33 protein-coding genes and 1 pseudogene are annotated in these 25,580 nt (G+C 65.3%); 19 read left to right on the forward strand and 15 right to left on the reverse strand.

All coding sequences use genetic code 11. The annotated features are described in order from the left end of the window. The coding region (locus VFH65_RS20385; RefSeq protein WP_353323861.1) for an FCD domain-containing protein at nucleotides 1-432 on the forward strand (432 nt) is incomplete at its 5' end. Beyond that, entirely contained in the window at nucleotides 429-1,103 is a 675-nt protein-coding gene (locus tag VFH65_RS20390; RefSeq protein ID WP_353323862.1) for a sterol desaturase family protein, read from the forward strand. The genes VFH65_RS20385 and VFH65_RS20390, both read left to right, overlap by 4 nt. 21 nt (nucleotides 1,104-1,124) lie before the next feature. Here the strand turns inward: VFH65_RS20390 and VFH65_RS20395 are convergent, their stop codons facing one another. The 3 genes from VFH65_RS20395 to VFH65_RS20405 all read right to left on the reverse strand — a co-directional run bounded on the left by VFH65_RS20395 (nucleotide 1,125) and on the right by VFH65_RS20405 (nucleotide 4,025). Further along, nucleotides 1,125-1,871, reverse strand: a complete 747-nt coding sequence (locus VFH65_RS20395) for a L,D-transpeptidase (protein ID WP_353323863.1) — start codon at nucleotides 1,869-1,871, stop codon at nucleotides 1,125-1,127. 159 nt (nucleotides 1,872-2,030) lie between these two features. After that, on the reverse strand, nucleotides 2,031-2,654 hold the full coding sequence (locus VFH65_RS20400; RefSeq protein WP_353323864.1) for a Pr6Pr family membrane protein: 624 nt from the start codon (nucleotides 2,652-2,654) through the stop codon (nucleotides 2,031-2,033). A gap of 33 nt (nucleotides 2,655-2,687) precedes the next feature. Continuing rightward, on the reverse strand, nucleotides 2,688-4,025 hold the full coding sequence (locus VFH65_RS20405; protein WP_353323865.1) for a DUF7159 family protein: 1,338 nt from the start codon (nucleotides 4,023-4,025) through the stop codon (nucleotides 2,688-2,690). A 585-nt stretch (nucleotides 4,026-4,610) separates the two neighbouring features. On the opposite strand from VFH65_RS20405, the gene VFH65_RS20410 reads away from it, so the two are divergent. Continuing rightward, the gene (locus tag VFH65_RS20410; protein WP_353323866.1) at nucleotides 4,611-4,781 is read left to right on the forward strand and encodes a hypothetical protein; all 171 of its coding nucleotides are present in this window, start codon (nucleotides 4,611-4,613) and stop codon (nucleotides 4,779-4,781) included. 3 nt (nucleotides 4,782-4,784) lie between these two features. Here the strand turns inward: VFH65_RS20410 and VFH65_RS20415 are convergent, their stop codons facing one another. The 3 genes from VFH65_RS20415 to VFH65_RS20425 are packed head-to-tail and all read right to left on the reverse strand — an operon-like array spanning nucleotide 4,785 to nucleotide 7,875. Next, the gene (locus tag VFH65_RS20415) at nucleotides 4,785-5,732 is read right to left on the reverse strand and encodes a threonine ammonia-lyase (RefSeq protein ID WP_414688463.1); all 948 of its coding nucleotides are present in this window, start codon (nucleotides 5,730-5,732) and stop codon (nucleotides 4,785-4,787) included. 26 nt (nucleotides 5,733-5,758) lie between these two features. Next, nucleotides 5,759-6,637 (reverse strand): hypothetical protein, encoded by an 879-nt coding sequence (locus tag VFH65_RS20420; protein ID WP_353323867.1) that lies wholly within the window; start codon nucleotides 6,635-6,637, stop codon nucleotides 5,759-5,761. A gap of 47 nt (nucleotides 6,638-6,684) precedes the next feature. After that, nucleotides 6,685-7,875 carry an aminotransferase class V-fold PLP-dependent enzyme gene (locus tag VFH65_RS20425; protein ID WP_353323868.1) on the reverse strand — a complete coding sequence of 397 codons (1,191 nt, stop codon included), beginning with the start codon at nucleotides 7,873-7,875 and terminating at the stop codon, nucleotides 6,685-6,687. Between the two features lie 23 nt (nucleotides 7,876-7,898). On the opposite strand from VFH65_RS20425, the gene VFH65_RS20430 reads away from it, so the two are divergent. The 5 genes from VFH65_RS20430 (at nucleotide 7,899) to VFH65_RS20450 (ending at nucleotide 11,365) form a co-directional block, all read left to right on the forward strand. After that, nucleotides 7,899-8,303, forward strand: coding sequence for an acyl-CoA thioesterase (locus VFH65_RS20430; RefSeq protein WP_353323869.1), 405 nt, complete (start codon nucleotides 7,899-7,901; stop codon nucleotides 8,301-8,303). Nucleotides 8,304-8,388: 85 nt separating this feature from the next. Next, nucleotides 8,389-9,420, forward strand: a complete 1,032-nt coding sequence (gene speB / locus VFH65_RS20435) for an agmatinase (RefSeq protein ID WP_353323870.1) — start codon at nucleotides 8,389-8,391, stop codon at nucleotides 9,418-9,420. A gap of 236 nt (nucleotides 9,421-9,656) precedes the next feature. Then, nucleotides 9,657-9,929, forward strand: a complete 273-nt coding sequence (locus VFH65_RS20440; RefSeq protein WP_353323871.1) for a DUF3303 domain-containing protein — start codon at nucleotides 9,657-9,659, stop codon at nucleotides 9,927-9,929. A gap of 63 nt (nucleotides 9,930-9,992) precedes the next feature. Beyond that, on the forward strand, nucleotides 9,993-10,976 hold the full coding sequence (locus tag VFH65_RS20445) for an NAD(P)H-dependent flavin oxidoreductase (protein WP_353323872.1): 984 nt from the start codon (nucleotides 9,993-9,995) through the stop codon (nucleotides 10,974-10,976). Nucleotides 10,977-10,987: 11 nt separating this feature from the next. Beyond that, a complete protein-coding gene (locus tag VFH65_RS20450) occupies nucleotides 10,988-11,365 on the forward strand; it encodes a thiol-disulfide oxidoreductase DCC family protein (protein ID WP_353323873.1) in 378 nt (125 codons plus the stop codon). Here VFH65_RS20450 and VFH65_RS20455 read toward each other — a convergent pair. Further along, nucleotides 11,362-11,946 (reverse strand): helix-turn-helix domain-containing protein, encoded by a 585-nt coding sequence (locus VFH65_RS20455; RefSeq protein WP_353323874.1) that lies wholly within the window; start codon nucleotides 11,944-11,946, stop codon nucleotides 11,362-11,364. The two genes, VFH65_RS20450 and VFH65_RS20455, sit on opposite strands and share 4 nt — an antisense overlap. 49 nt (nucleotides 11,947-11,995) lie before the next feature. Between VFH65_RS20455 and VFH65_RS20460 the strand changes: the two genes are divergently transcribed. Both VFH65_RS20460 and VFH65_RS20465 read left to right on the forward strand, forming a co-directional pair. Next, nucleotides 11,996-12,511: a GNAT family N-acetyltransferase gene (locus VFH65_RS20460; RefSeq protein ID WP_353323875.1), complete on the forward strand. Its 516-nt coding sequence runs from the start codon at nucleotides 11,996-11,998 to the stop codon at nucleotides 12,509-12,511. Beyond that, complete coding sequence (locus VFH65_RS20465) at nucleotides 12,508-13,770, forward strand: MFS transporter (RefSeq protein ID WP_353323876.1); 1,263 nt, start codon at nucleotides 12,508-12,510, stop codon at nucleotides 13,768-13,770. Before VFH65_RS20460 ends, VFH65_RS20465 begins: the two co-directional genes overlap by 4 nt. 18 nt (nucleotides 13,771-13,788) lie before the next feature. On the opposite strand, the gene VFH65_RS20470 is transcribed toward VFH65_RS20465, so the two are convergent. Beyond that, nucleotides 13,789-14,421, reverse strand: a complete 633-nt coding sequence (locus VFH65_RS20470; RefSeq protein ID WP_353323877.1) for a TetR/AcrR family transcriptional regulator — start codon at nucleotides 14,419-14,421, stop codon at nucleotides 13,789-13,791. A 60-nt stretch (nucleotides 14,422-14,481) separates the two neighbouring features. Between VFH65_RS20470 and VFH65_RS20475 the strand changes: the two genes are divergently transcribed. Then, a complete protein-coding gene (locus VFH65_RS20475) occupies nucleotides 14,482-15,327 on the forward strand; it encodes an alpha/beta fold hydrolase (RefSeq protein ID WP_353323878.1) in 846 nt (281 codons plus the stop codon). Here VFH65_RS20475 and VFH65_RS20480 read toward each other — a convergent pair. Further along, nucleotides 15,324-16,208 carry a cyclopropane mycolic acid synthase family methyltransferase gene (locus VFH65_RS20480; protein ID WP_353323879.1) on the reverse strand — a complete coding sequence of 295 codons (885 nt, stop codon included), beginning with the start codon at nucleotides 16,206-16,208 and terminating at the stop codon, nucleotides 15,324-15,326. The genes VFH65_RS20475 and VFH65_RS20480 overlap by 4 nt on opposite strands. A 295-nt stretch (nucleotides 16,209-16,503) precedes the next feature. Here VFH65_RS20480 and VFH65_RS20485 point away from each other — a divergent pair, with 295 nt between their 5' ends. After that, entirely contained in the window at nucleotides 16,504-17,418 is a 915-nt protein-coding gene (locus VFH65_RS20485; RefSeq protein WP_353323880.1) for a bifunctional helix-turn-helix transcriptional regulator/GNAT family N-acetyltransferase, read from the forward strand. Here the strand turns inward: VFH65_RS20485 and VFH65_RS20490 are convergent. Then, complete coding sequence (locus tag VFH65_RS20490) at nucleotides 17,415-18,365, reverse strand: esterase family protein (RefSeq protein ID WP_353323881.1); 951 nt, start codon at nucleotides 18,363-18,365, stop codon at nucleotides 17,415-17,417. The two genes, VFH65_RS20485 and VFH65_RS20490, sit on opposite strands and share 4 nt — an antisense overlap. 153 nt (nucleotides 18,366-18,518) lie before the next feature. Between VFH65_RS20490 and VFH65_RS20495 the strand changes: the two genes are divergently transcribed. From VFH65_RS20495 to VFH65_RS20505, 3 genes are read left to right on the forward strand one after another with little or no spacing between them, the layout of a single operon-like run. Continuing rightward, on the forward strand, nucleotides 18,519-18,743 hold the full coding sequence (locus VFH65_RS20495; protein ID WP_353323882.1) for a DUF1918 domain-containing protein: 225 nt from the start codon (nucleotides 18,519-18,521) through the stop codon (nucleotides 18,741-18,743). Between the two features lie 11 nt (nucleotides 18,744-18,754). Beyond that, a complete protein-coding gene (locus VFH65_RS20500) occupies nucleotides 18,755-18,961 on the forward strand; it encodes a hypothetical protein (RefSeq protein WP_353323883.1) in 207 nt (68 codons plus the stop codon). 50 nt (nucleotides 18,962-19,011) lie between these two features. Continuing rightward, the gene (locus tag VFH65_RS20505) at nucleotides 19,012-19,347 is read left to right on the forward strand and encodes a hypothetical protein (RefSeq protein ID WP_353323884.1); all 336 of its coding nucleotides are present in this window, start codon (nucleotides 19,012-19,014) and stop codon (nucleotides 19,345-19,347) included. Here the strand turns inward: VFH65_RS20505 and VFH65_RS20510 are convergent. Then, a complete protein-coding gene (locus tag VFH65_RS20510; protein ID WP_353323885.1) occupies nucleotides 19,274-20,170 on the reverse strand; it encodes a cytochrome c biogenesis CcdA family protein in 897 nt (298 codons plus the stop codon). The two genes, VFH65_RS20505 and VFH65_RS20510, sit on opposite strands and share 74 nt — an antisense overlap. An 11-nt stretch (nucleotides 20,171-20,181) precedes the next feature. Next, complete coding sequence (locus VFH65_RS20515; protein ID WP_353323886.1) at nucleotides 20,182-20,688, reverse strand: protein disulfide oxidoreductase; 507 nt, start codon at nucleotides 20,686-20,688, stop codon at nucleotides 20,182-20,184. 105 nt (nucleotides 20,689-20,793) lie between these two features. On the opposite strand from VFH65_RS20515, the gene VFH65_RS20520 reads away from it, so the two are divergent. After that, nucleotides 20,794-21,303 (forward strand): DUF6653 family protein, encoded by a 510-nt coding sequence (locus VFH65_RS20520; protein WP_353323887.1) that lies wholly within the window; start codon nucleotides 20,794-20,796, stop codon nucleotides 21,301-21,303. On the opposite strand, the pseudogene VFH65_RS20525 reads toward VFH65_RS20520, so the two are convergent. Continuing rightward, nucleotides 21,263-22,091, reverse strand: a pseudogene (locus tag VFH65_RS20525) (TIGR03854 family LLM class F420-dependent oxidoreductase). The gene VFH65_RS20520 and the pseudogene VFH65_RS20525 sit on opposite strands and share 41 nt — an antisense overlap. Nucleotides 22,092-22,177: 86 nt before the next feature. Between VFH65_RS20525 and VFH65_RS20530 the strand changes: the two are divergent. The 3 genes from VFH65_RS20530 to VFH65_RS20540 are packed head-to-tail and all read left to right on the forward strand — an operon-like array spanning nucleotide 22,178 to nucleotide 24,383. Then, nucleotides 22,178-22,594: a DUF6188 family protein gene (locus tag VFH65_RS20530; protein ID WP_353323888.1), complete on the forward strand. Its 417-nt coding sequence runs from the start codon at nucleotides 22,178-22,180 to the stop codon at nucleotides 22,592-22,594. Between the two features lie 34 nt (nucleotides 22,595-22,628). Beyond that, entirely contained in the window at nucleotides 22,629-23,861 is a 1,233-nt protein-coding gene (locus VFH65_RS20535; protein ID WP_353323889.1) for a serine hydrolase domain-containing protein, read from the forward strand. A 51-nt stretch (nucleotides 23,862-23,912) separates the two neighbouring features. After that, a complete protein-coding gene (locus tag VFH65_RS20540) occupies nucleotides 23,913-24,383 on the forward strand; it encodes an SRPBCC family protein (protein WP_353323890.1) in 471 nt (156 codons plus the stop codon). 5 nt (nucleotides 24,384-24,388) lie between these two features. Here the strand turns inward: VFH65_RS20540 and VFH65_RS20545 are convergent, their stop codons facing one another. Together VFH65_RS20545 and VFH65_RS20550 are read right to left on the reverse strand one after the other, a co-directional pair. Beyond that, nucleotides 24,389-24,832: a hypothetical protein gene (locus VFH65_RS20545; protein WP_353323891.1), complete on the reverse strand. Its 444-nt coding sequence runs from the start codon at nucleotides 24,830-24,832 to the stop codon at nucleotides 24,389-24,391. Between the two features lie 180 nt (nucleotides 24,833-25,012). Continuing rightward, nucleotides 25,013-25,580: alpha/beta hydrolase (locus tag VFH65_RS20550; protein ID WP_353323892.1), on the reverse strand; the 568-nt coding region annotated here is incomplete at its 5' end.

A 25,580-nucleotide genomic window follows, 5' to 3' on the forward strand; every position in this document is an offset into this window, starting at 1 on the left:
CTCTCTGTCGTGCGCAGCATTCTGGAAACCCGACTGCACAACGGACCCAAACTTGCCGAGCTCGCCGCGCAGCGCCGACGACCTGACCTGGCCGCACTGCTCTCCGAGGCGGTGCAAGCGCTCGAGGAGGAAGACGATCCGGTCGAGCAGCAGAGGCACGCGCTGACGTTCTGGGACCACGTCGTCGACGGCGCGGATTCCATCGCGTTTCGGTTGATGTACAACACGCTTCGCGCGACCTATGAGCCGGCGTTGCCCGCTCTGGCCACCGTGATGGCCGATGAGGTCGGCCGACCGGAGGCATACCGCAAGCTGGCCGATGCGATAGTCGCCGGCGATCCCGCGAAGGCAATGCATGCCGCCCAAGAGCTACTCGAACCTGCAACCACGGCACTGCTCGCCGCAATGGAGAACCTGGAGGACCGACGATGACCACTTCGACGGCGCGCACCGCGCGAAAAGGGTTCACGCTGGCCGACGCCGGCCGTGAGTTCTGGAAACACCCCTCCCCCTGGATGATTGGCACCACCTTTGCCGCTGCCCTGACAGCGCGAATTCTTGTCGGCGACTGGCAGGTCACCGATGCGCTTGTGCCGGTGGCGATGCTCGCACTCTTTCCATTCTTCGAGTGGATCATCCACGTGTTCATATTGCACTGGCGCCCAAAGCATCTCGGCCGCCTGACCGTCGACCCACTGCTGGCGCGCGAACACCGTGCGCATCACATGGATCCGCGTAACGTCCCGCTGATCTTCATCCCGTGGAAGGCGCTGCTGTGGGTTCTTCCGCTAACACTCGCGATCGCGCTGCTGGCATTCCCACGGCTCGGGATGGGACTGACCTACTTGGTGTTCATCGCGGCGCTTGGGATCGGTTACGAATGGAGTCATTACCTGATCCACAGTGACTACAAACCGAAAACACGGTTCTACCGGGCGATCTGGCGCAACCACCGTCAGCATCACTTCAAGAATGAGCACTTCTGGTTCACCGTCACCAGTTCGGGTACCGCCGACCGCGTGCTGGGCACCTACCCCGATCCGGCAACGGTCGCCACCTCGCCGACCGCGAAGAACCTGCACGCCGAGCGGCAACCGGCCTAGCGTCGAGAGCAGGCGCGCGTACTACGCCTGAACGATGATCGGATCTCCGACGTGGACGGTGTCGAAATACCAGGCTGCGTTGTCCGGGCTGAGGTTGATGCAACCGTGGCTGACGTTCGCGTAGCCCTGTGAACCCACCGACCACGGTGCCGAGTGCACGTAGACGCCGCCCCATGTGACGCGGACGGCATACTCCCCCTTGATTACGTAGCCCTCCGGATCGCTGAGCGGAATACCGATCGTGCGTGAGTCGAATGTGACATTTCGCTGCTTTTCGAGGGCGGTGAAGGTGCCTTTCGGCGTCGGGTACCGGGATTTGCCCATCGACGCAGGCATCTCGCGCACCACCTGACCGTCGATGCTGACGGTGAACGTGTAGGCGTCGATGTCGGCGACACTCACCACCGAGGCACCGGTTTCGAAGCTCGTTTTCGCGCCGCCCGCCAACACGGTGATGGTCGAGTGCGCCGGCCAGAACCCGTCCGGATTCCATTGCAGGACACGGTCACTGAGCCAGGTGAACGTTCCGCTGGGGGTGGCGGGTGAGGTGAACTCGATGCTCTGCTCGACCGCCGAGCGGTTTACGACCGACCCGGCGAACGTCATCGTCACGGGATGCGCGACACCAACCGTCTGGCCCGCCGCCGGTTGCATGCTCACCAGGTCGGTCGTCGAGGTCACGCCCGCAGAACCGACAGCGACTGATCCAGTCACGGCGATCACCGCGATGCCCACCACGACAAGCACATATCGAAGAGCTCTACGCACGGCCTGCAAACCTCCGAAGATGGGCGTCCAGCACACTATTCATCCTAGTTCGTCGGCAGCGATTCCCCCGGCAACCGCAAGCCTGCCCGCGTCTGCGCATGTCGGCGATGACCGCGCAGCGCGCTACAACCGGTAATCGAACCTGCAGCTCAAATCGTTTCAGCGGACCTCGATACGCGCCGGCACGGCGACTCTGTTGACGGCCAGCAACGCGTATCCGACGGCAAGCAAACAGGCCGCGAGCACACAAATGTTGCCGACGACGGTGGTGATCCCGACGCTGCCGGGGTCGAGGAAGTAATAGGGCGCGCGCCGGCCGATCTTGTTGAGCACTACCAGTGCCAGCGCGAGATAGGCCGCCGGATAGGCCAGCCAGGCAACCGGCTGCCACCACCGCACATGGCCGTGTCCCCGGCCGATCAGCAGCCAGTCGGTGAGGGCGAGTACAGGCACGACGAGGTGCAGCAGAATGTTCGCGCCCGTGTAGCCCATGCTTCGCCCGGTGAGGAACAGATTCCAGATCACGCCGGCGATCACGACGTAGAGCACCACCGCGCCGCGCAGACCGACGCGGGCGTCGGCCCGCGGCGACGCGAGCGTCCAAAGGTAGTACGCCGCAGCGATCACGTTCGCCTGGTAGGTGAACGTGATCATCCGCCACAACACCCCTGACCGCGAGGACATCTCCACCGCGATCAATGCGGCCACCACCGCCACCACAATCGTGATCCGCAGCAGCACCCGAAGGGTCCGCGAGCCCGGCGGCGCAACGGCGTCGTTCACGTAAGAGAGGTTATGCGGTTTCGGCGCGCCGGATCACGGAGGCGGAAACAGCGGCGGCTCGGTAAGGGGAGCCGGCGGGGCCGGTGGCAGAGTCTCCGCAGGCACAACCTCGTCGTCGCCGATGCCCGACAGCCGGTCCTTGATCCTTCTGAGGATGCCAGGACGCTCGACGGGTTCCGGCGCCAATGCCGGCGGCGCGACCTGCTCAGGCAACGGCGGCGCCGGGGCTATCGGCGGCGGCACCATGCCCGGCTCCAGCGGCGCCGTATCGACGGGGGCGGGCAGATCGGCAGGCGGAGCGTCAGAGACGAACTCCGGAGCCTCTGGCCCGCTGACAGGCGGTTCGACGGGCACCTCGACCGGCGGCGGTGCGACCTCGATCGGTGGTGCATGCGGTGGAGGCGCTACGGGCGGCGCGGCGACGGGTGCGGGAATCGCGGCCGTCGGCGGAAGCCGGGTAACCGCGGCCGGCACCTCAGCGGACGTGTTGGCAGCGGGACGCGCCTCGGGTTCGTTCTTGGGTGTCAGCTGCAGGCTGATCGCAATGGACAGGGAAACCACGAAGGTCACCACACCGGCGACCAGCAGGGCCAGCGGGCCAGTCTGGGCGAGCGGCCGTCGGCGGCGGTCCTGAGCACGGGCCTGCGCCATGCTCTCCATGGCATCTTCGAACGCCAGCTCGGTGTTATGTGCCGACGCCAGCGCGGCGCCACGGGCTAGGGCGAGCTCGGCCTCTGCGGGCGCGAACACGGGAACCGACAGGACGTCCTCGAGGCGGGGCATGAGCGCTTCGTCGCCGCCCGAACCGACGACGACCAGGGCTTCGGGTTGCCAATCAGCCCGGGCGAACACCGCGCTCAGCCACCCGATCAGCTGCTCTTCGGTGCCGATCGCGTGGTTGACCGCGGTCTGCACGGCACCATCACGAGCATGCACGATGAGCGTGATGACGGTTTCGGGTTCGATCACGCACACCGCGGTCGTCTCGTGTCCGATGACCTCGGCAATCCCCCACGCCAGCGCCTCGGTGGCCTCCGGCAGCCGAACCGGAACTACATTGTCGAAGCCCGAGTCCGTCAAGGATTTCAGCAGTAATGAGGCCTCGGTGTCGGCGTCATCGCTCCACGTCACACCAATGGAATGCAGTCGATGACCACGCGCGGCGGCGGTCGCCTCGGTTCGCAGCACGGCCGCGGCGGCCTGCTCGCATGTTTGAAGCGCGCTCGGCCTTCGGCGAGACGAAACCTCGAAGGCGTCGCGGTCCATCGTGGCGCCGTCGGCGTCCTGTCCCTCGACCAGGACAAGACCGACCGCGGATGGTGTCACCGACAAGCCCAGTACGGCGTCCACTTCACCCCTTCGGACGTCCATGTATCCGGGTGAGACTACATGCGCCTTGTGATGCTGGCTAAGCGGGCATAACTTACGCGCAAGTCGAAATGTGCTGGGCCGCATTAAACTCCTGTACACCGACCAGCGATCCCTTTGCCAATCGGGTCGGCGGCGCTAAGGCCACGGTGAACGGCCCGGTCGTAGCGCGGCAACCGCAGTCCTGCGGGTGCGGCGCATCGGCAAGCTGTCGATCGCCCCCCAAATCCCATGAAACGTGGGCACGTAGACCGCGATTGCTGAATCGGTTGCTGCGCAGCGTTATTCGATGTGCAATCTGCATAGTTCCAAATTGTCGGTCACGACAGACGTTTGCGCTGACGGCATTTCACGCTGACACGTGTGACCGTAATGCCTGGGGGAAGACCCCAAATCGAAGTGGCCAAGTCGTAACCTGGCCGCAATCGAATTACGCACGTATCGGGTTGAGCATTGGAACCGGAGCGCTTGCACGGGCGTCTGATGTGACAACGAGGTCGGGTCGACGTAGGAGGCTGACGGATGTCAGTAGCGTTAACTATCGATGCTGGCGATTTGCCGCGTCCGGATCTGATTGCGCATGGGGTCGTGGCAGTGCACGAATACGGCTTCGCACATTGCACCGCCACCTGCACGTGCGGGTGGAGTGGGCGGCGTCGCTATCTCAAGGCCGCGGCCGAGCAGGACGCGTGGATGCACTCCATTCACGAGAAATGCGTTGTGTCCGTTCCGCTGGTGATGCCTGCGATCGCGAACTGACCGCTACTCGCCCAAAATCTCCCGCAGCGTTTCGGGTTCGACGTTGCCGCCGGACAGCACCATCACCGTTCGGCCCTTCGGCGTCGCCCCTTGCCGGTAGGCGGCCAGCGCGACCGCGCCGCTTGGCTCGCTGACGAGGTGCGCCTTGTAGGCGAGTTCGCGTACGGCCGCACGAATTTCGTTCTCCGACACGGTGATCACACCGTCCAACACCTTGCGCAGGTGCGCGAAGGTCAAATCGGACGGCTGCGAGCGCAGGCCATCCGCGATGGTGCGGTTGCGGTCTTCGATGCTCCAATCCACCCGGTGACCAAGCCGCAGGCCCTCCGCGGTGTCTGCGGCAAGCTCGGGTTCGACGCCGAAGACGCGGGCGTCGGGGCATAGCGCCTTGATCGCCGTGCCGATGCCGGAGGCCAGCCCGCCGCCGCTGACGGGGATCAGCACGTTTTCCACCGCGGGCAGATCGTCGGCGATCTCCAGGCCGACGGTGCCCTGGCCCGCGATGATGTCCGGGTGATCGAACGGCGGCACCAGGACGCCGCCGGTCTGCTCGACCACTTCGGCCGCGACCTTCTCGCGCTGGCCCGCCCCGCACAGCACCACCTCGGCGCCGTGGCTGCGCGTGGCGGCCACCTTGATGGCGGGCGTTTCTTCGGGCATGACGATGTGAGCTGGTATCGAATAGATCGCCGCCGCGTACGCCACCGCCTGCGCGTGGTTCCCGCTCGAATAGGCCACCACGCCCCTGGTGCGCACCGATTCGTCCAGGTGGCCGATCGCGTTGAAGGCGCCGCGGACCTTGAACGCGCCGATCGACTGCAGGCTTTCCGGCTTTATCCAGAGCGGACGGTCCTCGTCGGCCCATCTCGCAGGGACAAGGGGCGTCCGCACCACGAAGGGGTGTATCAGCTCGGCCGCAGCCCGGATGTCCTCGATCGTCACCATCTGCACGGCTCAAGTCTTCCTGACGCGTCCAGTCACTTACGACGCGCGGTAAAGCTGCCGCCGGACGCAGGCGCGTCGACCTCGAAGCCGCGGCCCGCGAGCAGGCGCCGGAAGAACTCGGCGCTGACCTTGCTGTCCAGCCGCGCTCCGTGCTCGCGGGAAAACACGCGATACTGCGGCAGCACGATTGCGGGCGGGCCGTCGGCAGGTGGCGTGAAATCTATGGTCGTGCCATCGGCAGTGACTGTCGAGTACTGGTATTCCATCAGCGGTTCCCAGCCCTCGGCCCTGCGCACGCTGACCGACCCGTCCGGGTGAACCTGAAATTCGCTGCCGCGGTTGAACAACGGAATCAAGTTGAACCACAACAGCAGAAAGCCCGGCACCACTAACACGAAAAGCGCATAGGCATGCGTGTTTTCGAGCTCGGCGTCATAGACGCGCAGGATCAGCTCGGCGAACCAGCCCTCGATGAAGATCCCGATGTCTTCGACGACGTCGCCGACCGTTGCGCGTCCGGTGGCCACGTCATAGATCGCGGCGCCTGCCCCGGCTACCCCGCCTACCGTCAGGATCGCTCCGAACAAGACCAGCCCCCAACTTGTTCGGGACACGAAGGCGCCGAGCAGATGGGCCGGCTCGGACAGCTCGACCTTCGGTCCGCCCAACGGTTTTGCAAGACACCAGATGCTGACGCCGATCGCGGCTATCAACGCCAGCCATTCGAGCGGCGAGAAGTACACGCTTTGCGAGTTCCACACCGCCAGACCAAGAAACGTCAGCCAGGTCACCCAGCGCAGTGCGCGCTGCCAACCGGTGATGCGTCGCTCAGTGGTCTCCTCTGGCTGTTGCCGGGGCTGGCGGCCGTCGCCGGCGGCGCTCGGCGCCTGCCACTGGTCACCGGTGGTCACGCGAAGATCGTAGCTTCGCGCGCCGGCTAGGACGCGCTGTCAGCAAATTAGTTGCGAATTGCCGTCAGCTCAGCGATGGCCGCGACGGCGTGGTCGATCTCGGCCTCGGTGTTGAAGTAATGCGGCGACAGTCGCAGCAGCGGATGCACGTCGCGGACTTCGCTGTCGAACTGGTTGTGTTCGGCGACAGTAGTGCTGACGTTGATGCCCCGCCGCGACAACACCTTGGCGGCGTCCCCGGTGTCCACGCCTTCGACTCGTGCGGTGACGATCGCGCACTGCTCACGGCCCAGGTCGTGCACCGACACACGGTCGATCTGCGCGAGCCCGGTACGCAGCCGTGAACCCAGCGCGGCGCTGCGCGTGCCGGCCCAATCGAGTCCGATATCGAGCGCTTGACGGACCGCGGCGCCGAGACCGAGGACGTTGACGTAGCTGTTCTCCCATGTCTCGAACCGTCGCGCTCCGTCCACCCACTCAAAAGAGCGGCCGCCATCCCAAGTGGCGGAACGGATCTCGGCTACGAACGGGTCGAGTCGTTCGATCGCTCGCTCGCCCGCGTAAAGGAAGCCGGTGCCTCGCGGGCCGCGTAAGAATTTGCGGCCGGTCCCGGTGAGCAAGTCGCAGCCGATGGCCGACACGTCGATCGGGAACTGGCCGACGGCCTGGGTGGCGTCGAGAAGATAGAGCACATCGGCTGCCCGTGCGAGCCGTCCCACCTCGGCGGCGGGGTTCACCAGTCCGCCCGCAGTGGGCACCCATGTCAGCCCGATGAGTTTGGTGCGTTCATCGATGAGATTCGCCAGCGCGTCGAGGTCTATCTGACCCGACTCGTCATTGGGCACGACGACGACTTCTGCCCCGGTCCTCTGCGCGATCTGCAGGTATGCCAGCACGTTGCTGCCGTATTCGTTACGGCCCGTCAGGATGCGGTCCCCTGCCCGCAGCGGCACCGAGTAGAACGCGGCGTTCCAGGCATGGGTGGAGTTGTCGAACAGGGCGATCTGCGACGGCGAAGCGCCGAGAAGCTCGGCCAGCGATTCGTAGACCGCCGCGATCTGGTCTGCCGCTTCGTTTTCGGCCTCGTAGCCGCCGATCTGCGCCTCGCGGTTCAGGTACTCGGTCATCGTGTTGATCGTCGGTGTGCTCAGCAGCGATGCGCCGGCATTGTTCAGGTGAGTGCGCTGTGAACATCCTGGCGTCAGCGCGCGGAGCGTTTCGATGTCGATGGCGGCCACAGCCGGGACATTACTGTGGTGCCGTGAGCCAGTTTTCGCTGCCGGTGGTACCGCGCTACGCCGAAGTCGACCAGCAGGGCGTGGTGTTCAACGGCCACTACCTCACCTGGTTCGACGAGGCGTGCACCGGCTTCCTCGATCACCTCGGCGTGACCTATCCGGGTTTGATCGCCACCGGCCACGACATTCAGGTCGTGCACAGCGAAATCGACTACCTGACACCGGTTCGCTGGCGTGACGATGTGCGCGTCGCTGTGGCTTGTCAGCGGATTGGATCGACCAGTTTCACGCTCGGATTCAGCGTGCTGCGCGACGCAGATCAAACTGCGGTCCGTGGACACAACGTCTACGTGGTCGTCTCGACGCAGGACTGGGCCAAGCGAGAGATCCCTGCGCTGCTGCGTGAGGCTCTGGCAGCGTATACCTGACCAACTCATCGACCGACTTGGTCGCCAACGGATTTCGTGAGCCTTCGGCGCTACATCCTGGCCCGCCGACCGGTACCGTCATCGCATGGGCCACGACCACGAGCACCAGCGAGACCTTCCTCCTGGCATGGCGGAGCAGCTCGAGCTGGCCTACGCCGGAGTGGTGTCGTTTGGACACCGCCCGTTTCTGACCGAAGTTGAGCAGCTCGAGTCGTGGCGGCCCGACGTGGCGATCGTCGGGGCGCCGTTCGACATCTCGACGACCAACCGGCCCGGGGCACGATTCGGTCCGCGCGCCATCCGGGCCACGGCGTACGAACCCGGTACTTATCACCTAGATCTGGGTCTGGAGATCTTTGACTGGTTGGAGGTCGTCGACTTCGGAGACGCGTACTGTCCCCACGGCCAGACGGAGGTCTCCCACGCCAACATCCGCGAACGCGTGCACGCGATCGCGTCGCGCGGCATCGTGCCCGTCGTCCTGGGTGGCGACCACTCCATCACATGGCCGTCGGCCACCGCGGTGGCCGACGTGCATGGGTACGGCAACGTCGGGATCGTCCATTTCGACGCGCATGCCGACACCGCCGACGAGATCGAGGGCAACCTGGCCAGTCACGGCACGCCGATGCGCCGGCTCATCGAATCGGGCGCGGTCCCCGGCACCCACTTCGTCCAGGTCGGACTGCGCGGATACTGGCCACCGCAAGACACGTTCGAGTGGATGCTCGAACAGGGCATGACCTGGCACACCATGCAGGAGATCTGGGAACGCGGCTTCAAGGACGTCATGCGTGACGCGGTCGCTGAGGCCCTGGCGAAGGCCGACAAGCTGTATCTCTCCGTCGACATCGACGTACTGGATCCGGCGCATGCTCCTGGCACCGGCACGCCCGAGCCGGGCGGTCTCACCAGTGCGGACCTTCTTCGGATGGTGCGTCAACTCTGCTACGAGCACGACGTCGCCGGGGTCGACGTGGTCGAGGTGGCGCCCGCCTACGACCACGCCGAGCTGACCGTCAACGCCGCGCACCGCGTCGTATTCGAAGCGCTCGCAGGCATGGCTGCCCGCCGCCGCGACGCCGCCGACGCCAAACCGGGACCGCCGGCGCGCTGACGCGAGTCGCGTTCGGCAACCTTGTCCGCGAAAAGTGCTGTGCCCCAAGATATTCAATCCGGATGCCATTGGCACTTGCCGTGCATTAGGCGGCCTTACCGTTGCAACCGGAACCACCTTGTATTCGTCGCAGCCAATTGGCGAACAAGGGTCATGGCCGGTCGCATACTGCTGGTGGCGGTAGCCATCGCAGTACCGCCTCGGTGGGGATAACCAAAACATCAGGGGGCAACGCAATGAAGTACCTCGTTTCATGGTCTGTACCTCAACAGGCAAACCGGGCCGCGGCGCAGCGCTTCCTGGAAACTGGCGGCAAGCCGCCCGACAGCGTGACGCAACTCGGTCGCTGGCACGGCATGAACGGCAAGGGCTGTGCGGTGCTGGAGACCGATGACGCCAAGGGCGTGTACGCGCTCGTCGCCGAGTGGCGTGAATACCTCGACATCGAGGCGACGCCAGCACTCGAAGACGATGAGGCAGGCGAAATTCTCGGCAAGCTGTACGGGTAGCCAGGCGACCGTCGCAGGCGACGGTCGCTCCACGAGTGCGCCCGCCCTGTTAACGTGCGCCGTGTGGACCTGCTTGACCGGCTCCGTCTCGACGTTCCGGTCGCCCAGGCCGGCATGGGCGGCGGCCTGGCGGGATCGGAGTTGGCCGTGGCCGTCGCCGCGGCGGGCGCTCTTGGCACTCTCGGGCTGGCTCCTGCCGCCCTACTACGCGAGGCGATCCGCCACGTGCGTGATGGCGCCGCCGACCGCGCCGTCGCGGTGAACCTGCTGATGCCGTTCGTCCGGCGCGACCATGCCGATGTATGCGTCGATGAGCGAATCGACGTCGCGGTCATGGCATTCGGTATCGATCGCGGCCTCATCGCGCGGCTCACCGACCACGGTGTCTTCGTCCTGGTCATGGTCGGCACCGACGGGCAGGCACGTGAAGCACTCGGCTCGGGCGCCGACGGTCTCATCGCGCAGGGATGCGAGGCGGGCGGCCACATCGCCGGCAAGGATTCGGCATTGACCTTTCTGCCCCGCGCTATCGAAGCTGCCAGCGGCCGGCCGGTGCTTCTCGCAGGCGGTATCGCCGAGGCCGACGACACTCGCCGTGCGCTCGCTGCCGGCGCTGACGGTGTTGTCGCAGGGACGCGGTTCCTTCTGACGCATGAATCGCGTGCACATTCGGAGTATCAGCGCCGGATCCTTGCTGCAGACAAGACATTTCAGACGACGCTGTTCGGGCTGGGTTGGCCCGCACCCCACCGCGTCGTCGCAAATGCCGCCACCCGGCGGTGGTGTCATGGCGATGGCGACGCAAAGCTGGCGCCGCGGCTGATCAACGCCGGCAGCAGTGTGCTGGCCAAGCTACCCGACCGCGGACAGGCGACCGTTCCGCGACTGCAGACGCCACGTTTGCCCCTGTTCTCCCCGGCCGCCCCGACAGTGGGAATGCCCGAATCCGCCGTCGAGCAGATGGCGCTGTACGCCGGTGAAACCGTGTTGCGGCTCACGTCTGTGATTTCGGCCCGCGAGGCTGTCGGCGCCCTCGCGCCAGGGTGAACAATGCAGATATGACCGGAGTTCTGTTCTTCGACGGAGCCTGCGGGATGTGCACGCGCTCGCGCAATCTTCTGGTGCGACTCGATCGGACCGGCAGCATGAGGACGGAGCCACTTCAGGGCCCGGGGGTCGCGCAGAGGCTCGGCATCGCGCCGTCGCGGCTGCTGGAATCGGTCCGGTGGCTGGATCAATCCGGCGCTGTCTACAGCGGAGCCGAGGCGATCAATGCCGCGCTCTCAGCGGCACTGGGTACTCGCTTGCCGGTACTGGTCTACCGCATTCCCGGCGTTCGGTCACTGCAAGACGTGGTGTATCGATGGGTGGCCGATCATCGCTACCGCTTTCCCGGCACCACGCCATACTGCGAATCGCATCCCGTCGCCTGCTAGCGGCGCATCCGGCCCGTTCCCGGAGCGCGTGGCCGCATGATCAATGCTGCAACGTGGTACTCGCACCGCGTCTGGCCGCGGTTCGCGTAGCCGTGCGGGGCGTCTGCCGCGAAATAGACGGAATCGCCTGCAGATAGCGACAATTCGCGCTCGCCGATACTCAGGGTCAGCGTACCCGACGCCACTGCGACGAACTCATGGGAACCCGCGGCGTATGCGGGAAAGGTGCCGGCGTCACAGCCGGGCGGCAACGTGCTGCGAATCCACTCGAAATTCACCCCAGGCACCACTGGCGTGAGAATGGTGCGTTGCCACCCGCCCGGTTCGTCGACCTGGTCTTGATCATCGGCCCGGCGCACGATGATCCGCTCGACGTCTGGCTCGGCGACCAAGCTGGCCAAGGTCACGTCGAGCCCTGACGCGATCCGGTCGAGGACCACGACTGTCGGTGCTTTCTCCCCGCGCTCCACCGACGACAGCATGCTCACGCTGACGTCGGACAGATCGGCCAGTTCCCGCAGTGTCAAACCGCGATCGATGCGCAGCGACTGAACCTGCGCGCCCAATGACTGAAGATCCATCTATACTATAGTAGTGATTCATTCCTCTATAGTGAAATAGGTTCACGCTTTGTCCCCCTCCGATTTGGCCGTCCGCCCTACCTCGCCGAACGATCTCGATGCGATCGCCGAGATCTACGCCCATCACGTCCGCACTTCAGTGGCCACGTTCGAGCTCACCCCACCCGACCGGTCGGAATGGGTGCAACGGCTGCAAGATGTGACCGAACGCGAGTTGCCTTTTCTGACTGCGACGCTCGATGGCGAGGTCGCCGGCTACGCGTACTGCGTGCCGTGGAAGACCAGACCGGCCTACCGGTACACCGTGGAGGACTCCGTTTACCTCGCGCCGCACGCGGTCGGTCGCGGCGTCGGCGGCCGCCTACTCGACGCCGTGCTCGACGACTGCGCGCGGGCAGGCATTCGCGAAATCATCGCCGTCATCGTCGACGATAACGGCGCGGCTTCCCTTGCGCTGCACCGTAATCGCGGGTTCGTCGACGCCGGTCGGCTCAGGGCAGTCGGCTTCAAGCACGGGCGCTGGCTGGACACCCTGTTACTGCAACGGAGCCTGACCGGCCGATGACCGGCCGACGAGTCCGCCCCTTCTACGGCTGGCTGATGGTCAGTGGGCTCGGTGTCACCGAGTTGGTGTCATGGGGCGTGCTGGTCTATGCGTTCTCGGTGCTCATCGTGCCGATGCGCGCCGAGCTCGGCTGGTCGATGGCCGAACTCAACGCCGCGTACGCGAGCGGGGTCGTCATCTCCGGACTCCTTGCGATCCCGGTCGGGCGGCTGTTGCAGGCCCGCGGGGCGCGCGGGGTGATGACGGTCGGCACGGTCGCCACCGTGGTCATGCTGGTGCTGTGGTCTCGCGTCGACTCGGTGCCCATGTTCTTCTGTGTGTTCGCCATCGGCGGCCTGGCGATGGCGACCACCCTCTATGAGCCGGTATTCGCTGTCACCGCGGCCTGGTTCGATCGGCGTCGGCCGCGCGCGGTGCTGGTGTTGACCGTGTTCGGTGGCCTCGCCAGCGTCGTGTTCGTGCCACTGACCGCCGCGTTGGTCGACTGGCTTGGCTGGCGGGATGCGCTAGTCATGCTCGCCGGCATCGCGGCCGTGATCGGGCTGCCGGTGCACGGAATGCTCGTCCGTCGCCGGCCGGCCGACCTCGGCCTGTATCCCGACGGTGCCCCCGGCCCACCGCATCCCGAAGAACATCACGCCACCGGCCCTCACGGTGATGTACTGCGCAGCGGCTCGTTTCGATGGTTGACGCTGAGCTTAGTAACCAGCACCGGCGCCAAGTTCGCCGTCAGCGTCGTGTTGGTCGCTTACCTGACGGACCAGGGCTATGCGTTGACAACCGCGGCGCTTGCCGCAGGCAGTATCGGCGTGTTCCAGGTCGGCGGCCGGCTAGTGGTGACCGCCCTGCGTGGCAGGCTCCCGCAGCATCGTGTCACCGCGCTGATCTTTCTCGGTCAGGGTGTAGCGATGGGAATGCTGTTGTGTACAAACGGGACTGGACCATTGGCAACGGCGCTACTGGCGGGGTTCGTCGTGCTGTTCGGCCTTGGTTTTGGGCTGGAGGCGCTGCTGCGCGGTGTGTTGGTGCCCGAATACTACGGACCGGCGAACTATCCTCGGATCAACGGCGTGCTCGGCGCATTCGTGGTGGGCGCGCGTGCGGCAGGACCACTGCTGGCGGGAATCGCAGGCACCGCATTCGGCGGCTATGAATGGGTATTCGTCGCCGCGGCGCTGCTGTGCAGCGGTAGCGCGGTAGCGCTCGTGCTGGCGCATCGCGCCCGTCAGGCTGAAATTTCGAAGTCGGTGCCGGCGTAGCGTTTTCGCTGCTGCTGCCTATGCGCCCGCGATCCCGTTGATCAAGCGGTCGCATACCGCATCCATCTCCCTACGAGCCTGTTCGCGATCGCTGGCACGTGACATGAACAGCGCCGCCTCGTCGAGCGCCCCCAGCAGCACATGCGCGGTCGGGCGCACCGGCTGCTCGGGAATCACGCCCTGCGCGATCGCGTGCGAGAGCATGCCCTCGATGACGCCGAGCCCGTATTTCATCCCGACGGCACGCCACTTGTCCCAGCCAAGTACCGCCGGTGCGTCGATGAGGACGATCTGTTGCACGTCAGGTGCTGCGCAGCGGTCGAGGAACCGCCGAGCCCCGACCCGCATCGCCTCCAGTGGATCCAGGGGTTGGTCGTCTGCGATCTGCTGTGCGACATCGGCGACCAGCTCACGTTCGACCTCTTCATACACGGCCGCGAACAGGCCCGCCTTGTCGTCGAACTGGTGATAGAGAGCCCCTCGGGTCACCCCGGCCGCCGCAACGATCGCCTGTGTAGAGACTTCGGCAAAGCCTTTGTCAGCGAACAACTTTCGCGCAGCATCCATCAGCTGCGCCCGAGTGGCAGCAGTCCGCTGGGCCTGGGTGCGCCGTGGTGGCGGGACGCCGGCCATCTCCTCATTGACTTTCATACAGTCTGCACGTAACTTCCATACTAGGTGTTTGTAAGTCTGATCGGAAGGATAGCGAAGATGCCGCAGATTGCGCTGGAGCAGGCCACCATCGATTACCGCGTGTTGGGCCCGGAGGACTCGCCGCATCCGCCAGTGGTGTTCGTGCACGGCATCCTCGTCGACAGCCGGCTGTGGGACCGTGTCGCAGAAACATTGGCGCGGCGGGGATTCCGTTGCTACCTGCCCAACTGGCCCTTGGGCTCACACACGATTCCAGTCAACGAGCATGCCGAGCTGTCGCCGCGCGCGGTCGCGACGATGGTCCGCGACTTCATCGTCGAACTCGGACTTGCCGACGTGACTCTGGTCGGTAACGACACGGGCGGCGGTCTGTGCCAGTTCATCGCCGACGCCTACCCGGATGTTGTCGGACGGCTCGTGTTGACCAACTGCGACGCGTTCGACAAGTTCCCACCGTTTCCGTTCAACCTTGTCTTCGCGCTCCTGCGTGGGCCGATCTCAATCAAGGTGCTCTTCGAGCAGATGCGGCTGAAGGCGCTGCGACACTCTCCGCTGGGGTTCGGGCTGCTGGCTCATCCAGATCCGCAGCTGACGGCTTCGTGGCTCGAGCCCGGCCGCACCGATGTTCGTATCCGCCGCGACCTCGCCCGGCTGCTGAGAAACGTGGCCAAGACCGATCTGACAGAGGTGTCGACGCGCCTCCCGCGCTTCACCAAACCCGTCACCATCGTCTGGGGTCAGCGCGATCGCGCATTCACGCCTGCGCTGGGCCGTCGGCTGGCGGCGTTGTTCCCCAACTCCACGCTGATCGAGGTACCAGGCGCCAGAACCTTTGTGTCGCTCGACAATCCAAACGCTGTGATCGACGCAGTGGCAACGGTAAGCGCAGCCAACCGGCCCTAACTCTTGGTGAGGGTGAACTGGCAGACGTCGGTGTATCCCTCGCGGAAGAGCTCAGCGCAGCCGGTCAGGTACTTCATGTACCGGTCGTAGACCTCTTGGGACTGGATCGCGATGGCCTCGTCCTTGCGGGCCTCGAGCGCCTCGGCCCAGATGTCCAAGGTTTTGGCGTAATGCAGGCGCAGCCGCTGGGCGCGCTTGAGCTGGAAACCCGCCTCGGCGGCGTGGCCCTCGAGCTGGGAGGGCTTCGGCAGGTCACCGCCGGGGAAGATCTCGTCCATGATGAACTTCGAGAATCGGACGATCCGCATGGTCAGCTTCAGGCCCTGGGCCACGAACTCCTCGTCTTCGGGCTTGATGATGGTGTGCACCATCATGACCCCGTCGGCGGGTAGCACGGCGTAGGCCTTCTTGAAGAAGTCGTCGTAGCGGTCGCGGCCGAAGTGCTCGAAGGCCCCGATCGAGACGATGCGGTCAACCGGTTCGTCGAACTGCTCCCACCCCTGCAGCAACACCCGTTTGGTGCGCGTGCTGGGCGATGCGGCGAACACCTTTTCGACATGCGCCTTCTGGTTCTCGCTCAACGTGAGGCCGATGACGTTCACGTCGTACTTCTCCAGAGCACGGTTGAGCGTCGCGCCCCAGCCGCAGCCGATGTCCAGCAGTGTCATGCCCGGCTCCAGGCCGAGCTTGCCGAGTGAAAGGTCGATCTTCGCGATCTGGGCCTCTTCAAGCGTCATATCGTCGCGTTCGAAGTAGGCGCAGCTGTAAGTCTGTGTCGGGTCCAGGAAGAGCCGGAAGAACTCGTCGGACAGGTCGTAGTGCGCCTGCACCTCTTCGAAGTGCGGTTTCAAGTTCTGAGTGTCGCTCGTGATTTCTGGCAAGTCTGCAGCCTCTGACATCTTTTTTGGTCTGGTCTTAAGCTCCGCGGTTCGCGAGCATCCCCCGTCGTGTGGGCAGTTTACGCACATTACATGTGCGCAGACTGCGATGCCCCGTCCACCAGAGATGATTCGCGGGTCGGCCCGCGGATACCCCCGCACGTCGCCCGCGCAAACTCGTTATTCGGGTTGGTACGCGCGTCTCAGTCGCCAATCCGTCCGAGGGCTACCCGTCAGCGACGCGCGATCGGCAGCGTCATAGTTGACAACGTCAAGCAATTACTTGACCATGTCAACTATGACGACCGTCGTCGACGACGTGCGCGGATTCAACCGCTTCTACACTCGCGTCCTCGGCCTGCTCCGGCCAGACCTCGCAGGGTCGGCGTTCGGGCTGACCGAGGCGAGGGTGCTGTTCGAGCTGGCGCGTGGCGATGAAGTCGCGGTAGCCGATCTGCGTCGCGAACTCGACCTCGACGCGGGCTATCTCAGCCGCATCCTGTCGGGCTTCACCGCGGCCGGGCTGGTCGTGCGCGAGCAGTCCACCTCCGACGGCCGACGACAGGTCGTCCGGCTGACCTCCGACGGCCGGCAGGCGTTTGAGGACCTCGACCGGTTGCAAGCCGGTGCGATCGACGCCTTGGTTGAGCCGCTTAATGAGGCGCAGCGCTCGCAGCTTGTCGCCGCCATGGGCCAGATCCGGCGCGTTCTGGACGGCCAGGAGCGTCCGGCAGGCCAGGTGCTGCGTGCGCCCGAGCCAGGCGACCTCGGTTGGGTTGTCGAGCGCCACGGCGCCCGCTACGCCGCCGAGTACGGCTGGGATGCGACGTTCGAAGCACTCGTCGCGCGCATCGTCGCCGACTTCGCCCAGCGCCACGACAGCAAGCGTGAGGCGGCGTGGATCGCCGAGCTGGATGGTGAGCGGGCCGGGTGCGTGTTCTGCACCGCCGCCGAGACCGCGGGCACGGCGCAGCTGCGCCTGCTGCTCGTGGAGCCCTCAGCGCGTGGCCGCGGTGTCGGGACCCGGCTCGTCGACGAGTGCCTGCGGTTCGCCCGCCGAGCCGGCTACTCGCGAATCACCTTGTGGACCAACGATGTCCTTGTCGACGCACGCCGAATCTACGAGCACGCCGGCTTCCGGCTCGATCGCCGCGAGCCGCATACCAGCTTCGGGCACGATCTCGTCGGCGAGTACTGGTCGCGAGACCTCTAGGGCGCAGGCGCCGCCCCCAGCACGCGCTGGATGTCGGGCTTCATGGCCTGCAGCTGACCGCCCCAGTAGCCCCAGCTGTGCGTGCCGTTGGGCGGGAAGTTAAACACACCGTTGCTGCCTCCTGCGGCCTGGTAAGTGGCCTGAAATTCCCTGTTCGTGCGCATTGTCAGGCCTTCCAGGAACTGCGCCGGGATCTGCGCGTTGCCAAGGCCGGCATCCAGATCGGTGGGGTTGCCGTTGCCGCTGTACACCCAGATGCGGGTGCCGTTGGCGGCCAGGCGCCCGACTTGTAGCGTCGGGTCGTTGCGCTGCCAGGCGCCTCCGCCGTAAGGGCCCCACATGTCGAGCGCGTTGAAACCGCCCGAGTCGGCCATCGCGATGCCGACCAGGACCGGCCACAGCCCGGCCGACAGATTGAGGAAGCCGGACAGCGACCCGGCATAGGCGAACTGTCCAGGGTGGTTAGCGGCCAGAATCAGCGCCGAACTACCCGACATCGACACACCGACCACGGCGTTGCCGCTCGGGCTGATGCCCTTGTTCGCCGACAGCCAGGCCGGCAGCTCCGACGTGAGGAACGTCTCCCACTTGTAGGTCTGGGTCTGGCCGTTGCCGACCGCGGGCCGATACCAGTCGGTGTAGAAGCTGGACATGCCGCCGACCGGCATGACGACCGACACTCCGGACCCGTCGAACCAGCCGAACGCGCCGGTCTCGATGTCCCAGCCGTTGCGGTCGTCGCGTGCCCGTAAACCGTCGAGCAGGTAGACGGCCTTGGGGCCGCCGCCCTGGAACTGGACCGTGATGTCGCGGCCCATCGACGGCGACGGAACCCTGAGAACTTCGACCGCCGCCCCTGCCGTCGCTGTACCGCCGAAGACCCCGACAAATCCCGGCAGCAGTGCCGCCGTGAACGCAGCCGCCGAGAGTCGGCGGATCCATTTCATTCGTGCCTGGTGAATCACGTTCGTCGCCCTTCGTCCTGGCCGTGCATATACCGGGTTAATCGCAGGCGGCGAACGGTCGGTTACACCTTGGCGATGGCCACAACAAGAGGAGAATCGGGGACAACCAGAGGGACCCAAGGGAAGGAATCGACGATGAAAGCCAAAGTGGGCGATTTCCTTGAAGTCAAGGGAACGACTGTCGAACAACATGATCAGCGGGGGCTGATCACCGAGGTGCGCTCGGCCGATGGCTCCCCTCCCTACGTGGTGCGGTGGCTGCACTCAGACCACGTCGCAACGGTGTACCCGGGTCCCGACGCGGTTGTCGTCACCGCCGCCGAGCAAGAGGCGGCCGACGCGCGGGCCCGGTCTCGGTAGCCGAGACCGTCATGACCAAACCTGAGCGCCGAGTGTTCGGCGACGACGCTCCCGAAGCTGACGTGGCGGAACAACTCATGCCGATCGATGTCGACGACCCAGACACCTGGCGCGATGCAGCACGGGTCGCGACCGTTCGGGATTGGGACGCGAATGAGGCCGATCTGATCGAACAAGCCATCGAGGTTCCTGACGACGGTTCCGAATTCGACCGCTGACCCTCTCGCTGGTTCTCCATCCGGTTCGCGGCTGTAGTAAGCAGGATGGCATGAACTTGCGAGAGGCTCGAGAAACCATCGACACGCTTGCGCCGGACTCCGATGCGTCGCGGGTGTACGGCGAACCCTACGAAACCGCCGATGGTGCAACGGTGATTCCGGTCGCCAAGGTGCGCGGCGACCGGGCGAAGCCGGTCGGCGTCTTCGTGATCAAGGACGGCAGGGCGATATGGCAACCCGCCGTCGACGCCGAGCGGATCGCGATGATGGGGATACTCGTAGGGCTCGTATCGGCCACCCTCGCCGGTATCGCTATGGTTCGTCGTCCGCCGTGGCCCGATCTGCACGGCGATATTTCACAGCGCTTGTCCGCCAGACTGCGGTAACCGCCGCCACTGTGGCGAGCACTGCGAGCGCGGCCATCCAGGGCCAGGCGCCTTGCCTGTGAACCCAGCCCGCGATCGCACCCTGCAATCGTCCGGCCGCCGCGATCACCGGGTCCTCGGGATCTGTGTTGCCGCTGAAAAGGCGCACTTCGTAAAGGCCGTAGTAGGCGACGTAGAGGCCGACCACCACGAGCAAGAGACCGCTGATTCGGTTGAGGTACGGCATGATTCGGCGCAACCGCTCTGCCGCCGCCGCATTGGACAACGCCGCGGCGACCGCCAGTACGCCGACCACCAGCGTGAAGCCCGCGGCGTAGGCGAGGTAGACGGACAACCCGGCAAGAACCGAATCTCCGCGAAGGCTCGCACCGGTGACGGCCAGGAAAGGCGCGATGGTGCACGACAGCGACGCGACGGCGTAACTCAGCCCGTAGCCGACCATCGAGCCCAGCCGTGCGGTCGGCGCCCAGCGCGCGCTGCCGGCCATCCGCTTCGACGTCAGCATGGTCAGCTCTCGTCCGAGCAGTAACCAAATGCCAAGGCCGACAAGGACTACGCCGATCAGCACGGTGAGGTACGGCAGGTAGCGTTGCACCGTCGACGCGGCCGACACCGTCAGCAGGCCGAAGGCGCCGAAGACTGCCACGAATCCGACCGCCATCGCCGCGGTAGCCGCCACCGCACGACTCAGCGCGGCCAACGCGCCGGTCCCGTCTCCGCGAACTACCAGCGCGAGGTAGGCGGGCAGCATCGCGAAGCCGCACGGGTTCAGCGCCGCGACCATCCCAGCGCCGAAGGCCAAGCCGATCAGGTCCCGGTCCACGGCACGGCGGCCTAGGCGGCCAGGGCCGCTACCCGGTCGGCAAGCTCCTGTTGAGGCATTGCCGCGGTCGGATTGTTCACGAACGTCGACGATCCGTCGGCCCGGTAGAACACATAGGCCGGCTGCCACGGAACGTTGTAGCGCGCCCAGATCGAGCCGTCAGCGTCGTTGAGGTTCGTGAAGTTGAGGCTGTACTTCGACACAAAACCCTGCATGTCCGCGATTTCGGAGCGGGCCGCGATGCCAATGAAGGTCACCTCGGGGTTGGCGGCAGCCACCTGGCTGACGCTGGGTGCTTCGGCGTTGCAGAACGGGCACCACGGGGTCCAGAACCACAACACAGCCGGCTTGCCGACCAGGCTGGAACCATCGAAGGGTGCGCCCGAGAGCGTCGTCCCGGTGAACTTCAGCCGATCGTCAGCCATCGCCGAGGGCGGACTCACTAGCGCCAGCGCGAGGACAGCGACTGCCACGCTGAGCACGATCGACCTGACTGTGCGCAGGAACCGAATACTCATCCCCATCTCCTCCCCATCAAGCTGCACCGGGTGATTGGCCGGGGCTGCACACTTGTAAACACGGTCGCAGGACCGCCACGGTTCACGACGGTGAAAGGGGCGTCGATGTCGCTGGACACCAGGTTGGCGAACGCGTTCGGGTTGAGGGGCGAAGACGCTTGGCGGCGGCACGCCAACCCATGGAGCGTGTACACCCGCATTCCGATTCCGCTGCTGCTGGTCGTCGCGATCTGGAGCCGGGCCTTGATCGGATGGTGGGCGTTGGTTCCGGTCGGGCTGGTCCTCGCATGGACACTGATGAACCCGCGCGTGTTTCCCGCTCCTTCATCGCTAGAGCGTTGGGCATCGCGTTCCGTGCTGGGCGAAACCGTCTGGGCCCGGCGCAAGGACGCACCGGTGCCGGCGCGCCACCGGGTCGCGCCCGTTGTGCTCAGTGTCGTCAGCGCGCTCGGTCTGCCCTTCCTGGTTTGGGGGCTGATCGTTCTCGATCCGTGGATCACCGCGTTTGGATTGGCCGTTCAGATGGCAGGCAAGCTGTGGTTTCTCGACCGGATGGCGCTGCTGTACGACGACGTCAGTTCTGGCGCGGCAGGAGCTCGGCCACGAAACGATTGACGAAGTCCTCCATATTCTGCGCTCCGGTGGGACGGATGACGAACTTGGTCAGACCCGCCGAGAGGTCCGGCCTGCGGCGTTTGATCGCGGCAGGCAAATAACTCGGCAGCTCACCGGTACCGACGGCGAGGTTGATGCCGAAATGGTCGGGCTCGATCTCGCGGCCCGCCTCGGTGGCGGCGTGCTGGATCTGCTCGCGGCCGTGACGGGCTTCGTCAGGCGTGAGAAAGCTGCCTAGCCATCCGTCGCCGAGTTGGCCGATTCGGCGGAACGCCGCGGGCACGGACCCACCGAGCCAGATATCGAGCGGCTTCGCCGTGCGCAATGCGGTCACCGGCGCCACTCCCTCGGCACTGATCGCGAAGTACTTGCCCGAGACGCTCACGTCCCCTTGGCCCAGAACGGATTTCAGCACCATCAGCGATTCGTCGAAGACCTCGGCGCGCTCACCATCGGGCACCACGAAAAGCTCCCGCTCCTCCGGAATCGCCGAGCGCAGACCGAACACCGGCAGCACCCTGCCCGGAGCAAGGCCTGCCAGCGACGCCAGCTGCTTGGCGAAGCACCGCATGGCGGCCGGGAAGAACCGCAACAGATGTGCCGACTTTCAGGTTGGCGGTTCGGGCAAGCGCATGAGCCATGCCGATGAAGGGATCGACCGCCATCGAATACACGAGTTCGGAAAACCACAGCGAATCAACGCCGGTCGCTTCGAGGTGGTCGACGATATCCGACAGCTGTTCGGGGCCGGTGTCGGCGCCCAGTCCCACGCCGAAGCGAATCTTCACACGCGCTTCCCTGGCCCGCGGTCAATGCTACGGAAACCGGCGCGAAAGCCCTTGTGTACAGGTGACGGACCGTTCAAAGTGAAAACATGACCCGACTGTGGATCCAGGGGTGCTTGGTCCAGCGGATCATGTTCCGTGACGGCCTGGTACTGAACCTGGACGACTACAACGAACTCGTCGTTTCCACGCCGTTTCACTTCAGATTGCCGGCCGTCGGAACGGATGACGAAGAGGTCGTGCTCATCGACCCGAAACACGCAAGGGACGCGGAGCGGGCGTTGTTCGACTTCTCGGGCTCAACCTGTACCCACGCGGGATGGGATGAGGATGGCAGCCTGCACCTGCGATTCTCCGACGGTCACGAGATACACGCGCACAGCGACCAGAGCCACACGGCTTGGGAGCTGTACGGCAAGCACCACGGCTATGCGGCGTGCCTGCCGCGCGGCCAGGTCCGTGTGGTGCGCCATGACTTGCCGGAGGACGAGTCAGCCGAGCCCTGACGAAGCTGGCACCCTTGGGAATAGTCTGGCAGCGATGAGTACCCGGGCGATCGCCGTTGCGTTGACAATGCTGCTGACGGTTTCGGCCTGTTCGGGCCAGTCCGGCACACAGCAATCGGCACCGACGACGACGGCGACCTCGTCGAGCGCCGCCGAGCAACCGATGAGCGACGCGGTCGCAGAGCGACTCGACGCCGCCATCAATCAGGCCATGGCGGCAGTTAACGTTCCTGGCGCGATCGTCGGTGTCTGGGGCCCCGACGGCAGCTACGTCCGCGCTTTCGGCGTGGCCGACAAGGCAACTCGCGCGCCGATGAAGACGGACTTCTATCACCGAATCGGCAGCCAGACAAAGACTTTCACTGCCACCGGCATACTGCAACTGGTTGACCAGGGCAAGGTCGGCCTCGACGATCCCATCGCCAAATACATCGATGGAGTGCCCCAGGGCGACAAGATCACGCTTCGCCAACTGCTGCGGATGCAGAGCGGATTGTTCAACTATTCCGAGTCACCGGCGTTCCAGCAGGCGATGTTCGCCGACCCGCGTACCCCGTTCTCCCCGCAGGAGCTGCTTGACTTCGCATTCGCCCAGCCGAACGTATTCCCGCCGGGCGACGGCTTCCTGTACTGCAACACCAACTACATTCTGCTGGGTTTGGTGGTGGAAAAGGTCGGCGGGCAACCGTTGCACGACTACGTCCGCGACCACATCCTCACGCCATTGGGCATGAGCCACACTAGTTTTCCGACGACGAACGCCTTCCCCGAGCCGCATGCGCAGGGATACACCGTGCAGACCGCCGACGGCAAGGAAGCTACCGCCACCGACTGGGACCCATCCTGGGGATGGGCGGCAGGCGCGATGATCTCCACCCTCGATGACATGCGCATCTGGGCGCCTGCGCTGGCGACCGGCAAGCTGCTCACACCGGGATTGCAAACGCAGCGGCTGCAGACCGTCGGCGCGCCCGGCCTGCCTCCGCAAGACGGCTACGGGCTCGGGATCTTCAATCTGGGCGGCTGGATTGGCCACAATGGCAGCCTGCCGGGATATCAGACCGTGTCGGTGTACCTACCCCAGAAGCAGACCGCGATGGTGATTTTCACCAACACCGACATCGAACATCAAGGCGGCGAGCCGAGTACGACGCTGGCGACTGCCATCACCAAAGAACTGACGCCGGAACACATTTACACGCTCAGCCCGGAAGTCCAGGCGCCCGACGTCACGCCGTCGCCGGCGCCGACAACGAAGCCACGATGACACCCGAGGAGAATGACCGAAATTGCTTGGTAGAGAAGGGCGGCCCTAGTCATGGACGGTTCAGTAACGGTGTCGATGGCGGCACCCGCAGACCAGATCTGGAACCTCATCGCCGACGTTCGCAACACCGGCAAGTTCTCACCGGAAGTGATGGAGGCCGAATGGCTTGACGGTGCCGACGGCCCCGCGCTGGGCGCGCGGTTCCGCGGGCACGTCAAACGCAACGAGATCGGGCCGGTGTACTGGACGACGTGCGAGGTCACCGCCTGCGAACCCGGACGCGAATTCGGCTTCGCGGTACTGCTTAACGACAAGCCCGTCAACAACTGGCACTACCGGCTGACGCCATCCGACGGCGGCACCGACGTCACCGAGTCGTTCCGCACCGATGACTCATTTGCGATGCAGCTGTTCTCGGTGCTGGGCGGCCAGCTTCGACGACGGCGAAATATCCGGGACATGCGCAAGACACTCGAACGGATCAAGGCCGTCGTCGAGGCCGACGAACCCTCAGGTTCCTGAGTACGTCAGGCCACGCCGATCCCGAAGATCGGGATCCACAGGCCGAACAACCAGATGCCCCACTGGCCGAAGCCGTCGTCCCACACCGGGTTGACGTCGTAACCCCAGTAGTTGAACGGCCGCGGTGGCCCTCCGGTCCACTGATAAGCCGGCGGCGGGCCCCAGCCCCACGGCGGCGGGCCGTTGTTGTCGTCCCACCAATCGTGTCGGTTGCCGGCCCACCACGGACCCTTGTCAAAATCGCCGCGATTCCAGTCAGGGCCGTTGCCGCGGCCGTTTCCGTTTTCGCACCACGGCTTGCACCAATTGTCGTTCCCGTTCCCGTTCCCGGGCTTCAACGGCGCAGGCGCAGACGGCCCGGCCGACGCCACAGCGCCGCCTGGACCGAAGGCCCCGAAACCGAGCGCACCGACAATCATGGCGCCGGACACAAACTTCGCCAGCCTCATTGACTAACTCCTACCTTGCGACCCCGACATCAAATCCGACGCGGCATCGTCACTAATCATTCCCTAGATCCCCGCATGGGTAATCGACGAAGCCGCGAATGCTGTTACGAAACGTATACCGTTGGTACGCAAAGCGATAGCGGGCAAACACTACCCGTGCTGGAAGGCGTTTTGCGCTCGCTACAGGGTGCGCAGGCGACGCACCCGATCATTGATTGCTCGTTGCGAGACGTCAGCTCCGCTGGCCAACCCCTCGAATGCATGCGGGCAGCCGGGGTGCAGGTGCAGTTCGGTCGGCACTCCGGCATCGGCGAGGCGTCGCGCGTAGGCGATGTCCTCGTCGCGGAAAATGTCGAGGTCGCCGGTGTCGATGTAGGTCGGCGGCAGGCCCGCGAGGTCATCCGCTCGCGCCGGAGCCGCATATTGCGATACCCGGTCGGTTCCGGCGCTCTCACCCAAAAGCGCGCCCCAACCTGTGATGTTGTCGTCGTAGGTCCAGGTCAAGAACGGCAGCAGCTGTGGATCAGGGATCGTCGTGCGGTCGTCGAGCATCGGGTAGATCAGCAGCTGCTGGGCGACAACGGGTCCCCCGCGGTCGCGCGCCATCAGGCACACGCCGGCCGCCAGACCGCCTCCCGCACTGTCGCCCATCACCGCCAGCCGGCTCGGATCCAACCCGAGCGCAGCGGCGTTCCCGGCCAGCCACTGCAGCGCGGCGTAGCAGTCCTCCACGGGCGTGGGATGCGGG

The sequence above is a fragment of the Mycobacterium sp. genome, from assembly GCF_035697385.1.
In the GTDB taxonomy this organism is placed as follows: Bacteria; Actinomycetota; Actinomycetes; order Mycobacteriales; family Mycobacteriaceae; genus Mycobacterium.